The organism is Ciceribacter azotifigens (genome assembly GCF_048159625.1).
In the GTDB taxonomy this organism is placed as follows: Bacteria; Pseudomonadota; Alphaproteobacteria; order Rhizobiales; family Rhizobiaceae; genus Allorhizobium; species Allorhizobium azotifigens.
This window is the reverse complement of record NZ_JBLQTA010000040.1, coordinates 1-4,073: the sequence shown is the minus strand read 5'-3', so window position 1 is coordinate 4,073 and position 4,073 is coordinate 1. Positions and strand designations below refer to the sequence as shown.

Genomic DNA, 4,073 nt, shown 5'->3' with positions numbered 1-4,073 from the left:
CGGCCCTGATGGGCGTTGGAACCATCTATGTCATGACGCATGATTCCATCGGCCTTGGCGAGGACGGCCCCACGCACCAGCCGGTCGAACAGCTCGCATCCCTGCGGGCCATTCCAAATCTCATGGTGTTTCGCCCTGCCGACACGGTCGAAACGCTGGAAGCCTGGGACCTTGCGATCCGCAACCAGGCAAGTCCGTCGCTTCTCGCCTTGTNCCTGCCGACACGGTCGAAACGCTGGAAGCCTGGGACCTTGCGATCCGCAACCAGGCAAGTCCGTCGCTTCTCGCCTTGTCGCGCCAGGACGTGCCGCAATTGCGGCTGGACGCTAGCACGGACAATCTGACGGCAAAAGGCGCCTATATTATCCGCCGCTTCGGCAAGCGCCGCGACCTGACCCTTCTGGCGACAGGCACCGAAGTCGCCCTTGCGGTGGAAGCGGCCGAAGCCCTGCAGCTGGAGGATATCGACGTGACAGTCGTCTCCATGCCGTGCTGGGAACTGTTTGAGGCGCAGGATCGGGAGTATCGGGCCCAGATCCTTGGATCAGCGCCACGGATTGCGGTGGAAGCGGCCGGCAAATTCGGCTGGACGCGGTATGTGGCGAGCGAAGACGATGTCATCGGCATGTCGGGGTTTGGTGCATCTGCTCCAGCAGAGCGGCTCTATGCGGAATATGGCATCGACACACAGTCGATCCTCAAACGCGCACGGTCTCTTCTTGCCCAACCTTGATTTGGCCAATGCGTTGGTAGGGGCAATTCCGGCAGACGGAAAAACAGGGATTGCCCTCACGCGCGCAGGTCGCAGCCGGATCAGCTATCATGGCTCGCGGGTCAGGATCCGCGCGGTGGGCTCGTCGGTGATCAGGCCTTTCAGACGCCCGCTTCTCAACACAGCATGAATGGCAGCCGCCTTTTCAACGCCACCGGCGACAGCCACGATCTTGCTGTCCTCAGGACCATCGAGATCGACGGCAAGAGTGCGTGCAGTCAATGTCGTTTCCAGCACATGACCATTCTTGTCGAAGAAGTGGCCGAGCATTTCGCCCATGCCGCCGGCTGCATTGATTTCACCGATTTCCCGGCTCTCGATCATGCCAGTTGCGACCAGTTGGGCATCGGCGTCCGCAGTTCCGATGCCGACCAGTTTCAAGGATGCGCCATTCGACATGTCGAAGATCTCGCGAACCCCGGGCTGCGCGAGAAGGACCTCTCGATCGCTCATGGAATTGGCGAAAAAAGGCACCGGCAACACATAGGCTTCAGCACCGGTCTTTTCGGCAAGCCGGTGCATCACATCATGCGGGTTTGCGGCATAGTTGCGGGTCAGACCGCCAAGAAGCGACACGAAACGGATATTGNCGGCATAATCGAGGCGGAAATCCACTTAGCGAAGCGCACGAAGCTGTTCAGACAAACCGAGCCACCTCTACCAGCTACGCGGTGCGCGGCCTCCGCGCCTTCGCCGAGGCGATGACTGCGGCCTGGACCGACGAGGCGCGGGCTGTCGAAGGCCGGCCCGACGCACAGGAAGAAGCCGTCGCGCTCTTCACCATGCACGCCGCCAAGGGCCTCGAATGGCCGATCGTCATCCCCGTCTGTTGGTTTCCGCGCGAAACTGAGCCGGTTAGGCGCATAATTTCCATTGAGAATTGAGCCATGTGAACCTTCCCCCAACGCGGCGAGCGACGGGGGCAACGGAGTGATCCACATGGGACTTTTAAACATCATTCGCCGGATGGCACTGCGCGAGAAGCAATCAATTCGCGAGATCAGCCGGCGCACCGGGCTGTCACGCAACACGATTGGGGCAGGAACAAGAGCAGTTCAAAATCCTGCGCTAGGACCGAACGGAGCGTGAACCTTCGTCTCGTAGGCGCATGATCGTCTGCCGGCTGGTGACGAATTTCCTGGCGATTGCCGAAACGCTCATTCCCGTCGCCAGATCATCGCGCACACCCTGCTTTTGTTTCTCACTGAGCGTCGAGGGTCGGCCGAGGGCCTTTCCTTCCGATTTGGCGCGCTTGAGACCGGATTGCGTCCGCTCTATCAGCAAGTCCCGTTCGAACTGGGCGACGGCATTGAGCACATTCATGGTCATGGTGCCGGCCGAACTGGTGAGATCGGCCCCGCCAAGCGCAAGGCAATAGACGCGCACGCCCATTTCAGCCAGCGTCCTGACCGTGGTGCTGACATCGATCGCGTCGCGGCCGAGCCTGTCGAGCTTGGTCACGATGAGAATGTCCCCAGCCTCCAATTTGTCCATGAGCCGGGAAAATCCTCGGCGCTGCACGATGGCGGTACTGCCGGAAACCGTCTCGGTGATGATACGGCGCGGCTCGACCTGGAAGCCTGCGGCCTCGATTTCCTGAAGCTGGTTCTCGGTGGTCTGTCCCGTCGTGGAAACGCGGACATAGGCGAAGGTGCGCGGCATGGGGGCCAATTTTGTCCGAATAGGCTGTCCGTAATATTTCGCCCGTTCGAAAGCCCGTCAAGGTAATTTGTGGACAGTGCGTTTCTCCCCTGTACGGAAACGGACCTTTCTGGACAGAGGCAAGGTCTTTGGCTCGCAACGCGCAGGAACGGCAATGGCGAAACGGACCCTTCTCAAACCCCAGGATCGACGAGAGCTTTTCGACATCCCAACCGATGAGGAAAGCCTGATCCGCCATTATTCCCTATCGCCTGCCGACCGGCTCGAGATCGAGGTCCGCAGGCGTGAGCATAATCGGCTCGGCTTTGCGATGCAGCTCTGCCTTATGCGTTATCCGGGGCGCGCACTCATGGCCGGCGAGATCCCGCCCAAGGCGATGCTCAACTATGTTGCCGAGCAGATCGGGGCCGATCCGGCGTCATTTGATCTGTACGCTCGCCGGGAAGAGACGCGCATGAACCATGCCGCTCACTTGCTGAGCTATCTGGACATGAGGAGCCCTACGGCCGAGAATCGGCGCGCAGCCTTGTTGGCGGCAATCGAAGCGGCTTCGGGCACTGACAAGGGGGCAATGATTGCAAAGGCCATCATCGCCACTTTCCGGGAGCATCGGGTTCTGCTGCCCGCGCCGAACATGATCGAGCGCATGGGGCTGGCGGGCCGTGCTGTTGCTCGACGGCGTGCCGAACACGCCCTGATCTCGGATCTCGATCCAGAAAAGCTGCGAACCCTAGACCGTCTGTTGGAGGTTGACCCGGCGATCCGTCAGACGCGCTATCATTGGCTGCGCTCGACCCCGGATGCACCGGGAGCCGGCAATCTGGTTGGGTTGACGGAACGCATCGCGTTCCTGCGCACGCTGGGGATCGATCCACGTTTGCAGGCGCGAATCCCGTCCGGGCGATGGGATCAGATGATCCGTGAGGGCGACGCCACGCCAGCCTGGCTGGCCGGCGACTTCAGCGCCAGCCGGCGGCGTGCAACGATCGTAGCGCAGTTGATCAAGCTCGGGCAGAAGCTCACCGACGATGCGGTGATGATGTTCATCAAGCTGATGGGCCGGCTGTTCTCCCAGGCCAACAACCGCAAGAAGCAGCGCCATATGAACGCGCGGCTGGAAACATCGAAGGCGTTGCGGCTGTTTCTCGACACGATCGTGGCTTTGCAGGCCGCCAACGAAGAGGAAGCGGATCCCATGGAGATGCTGGACCAGCGGGTCGGTTGGCATCGGCTGCTCCAGGTCAAACCCGGCCTGGAAGCAATGGTGGAGAATAATGACGTGTCGCCCTTGATGATGGCGGCGGAGCAACATGCGAACGTTCGCAAATATGCCGGCGCCTTTCTCCAGACATTTGCTTTCCAGTCGCGTCGCCGGAATGATCCGCTGCTTGCCGCGATCGAGGTCATTAAAGCGCTCTATGCGGAAGGACGGCGTGTATTGCCTGATCGCGTTCCGGTTGCCCATCTGGCAAAAGCGGATCGCGAACGGATATTCGAGAGCGGGCGGCCGGTTCGATCGCTCTACGAGATCGCCACATTTGCTCTCTTGCGTGATCGGCTCCGTTCGCGGGACATTTGGGTCGAGGGCAGCCGCTCGTTCAGACCGATTGACGAACATCTGATGCCGAAACCGGCCTTC

The 4,073-nt window shown here is 60.7% G+C and carries 3 protein-coding genes and 2 pseudogenes; 3 read left to right on the top strand and 2 right to left on the bottom strand.

The features are described 5' to 3' along the window. Positions 1-733: pseudogene (locus ACM6UT_RS23000) on the top strand (transketolase-like TK C-terminal-containing protein); the annotation flags it as partial. A gap of 87 nt (positions 734-820) precedes the next feature. Here the strand turns inward: ACM6UT_RS23000 and ACM6UT_RS22995 are convergent. Continuing rightward, positions 821-1,366, bottom strand: a pseudogene (locus ACM6UT_RS22995) (sugar-binding transcriptional regulator); the annotation flags it as partial. A 77-nt stretch (positions 1,367-1,443) separates the two neighbouring features. Here ACM6UT_RS22995 and ACM6UT_RS22990 point away from each other — a divergent pair. Then, the gene (locus ACM6UT_RS22990) at positions 1,444-1,656 is read left to right on the top strand and encodes a hypothetical protein (protein WP_416799603.1); all 213 of its coding nucleotides are present in this window, start codon (positions 1,444-1,446) and stop codon (positions 1,654-1,656) included. Positions 1,657-1,840: 184 nt separating this feature from the next. Here ACM6UT_RS22990 and ACM6UT_RS22985 read toward each other — a convergent pair whose 3' ends face one another. Then, the gene (locus ACM6UT_RS22985; protein ID WP_416799602.1) at positions 1,841-2,434 is read right to left on the bottom strand and encodes a recombinase family protein; all 594 of its coding nucleotides are present in this window, start codon (positions 2,432-2,434) and stop codon (positions 1,841-1,843) included. Positions 2,435-2,588: 154 nt separating this feature from the next. On the opposite strand from ACM6UT_RS22985, the gene ACM6UT_RS22980 reads away from it, so the two are divergent. Beyond that, positions 2,589-4,073, top strand: a 1,485-nt coding sequence (locus ACM6UT_RS22980; protein ID WP_416799601.1) for a DUF4158 domain-containing protein, incomplete at its 3' end; no start/stop codon positions are given.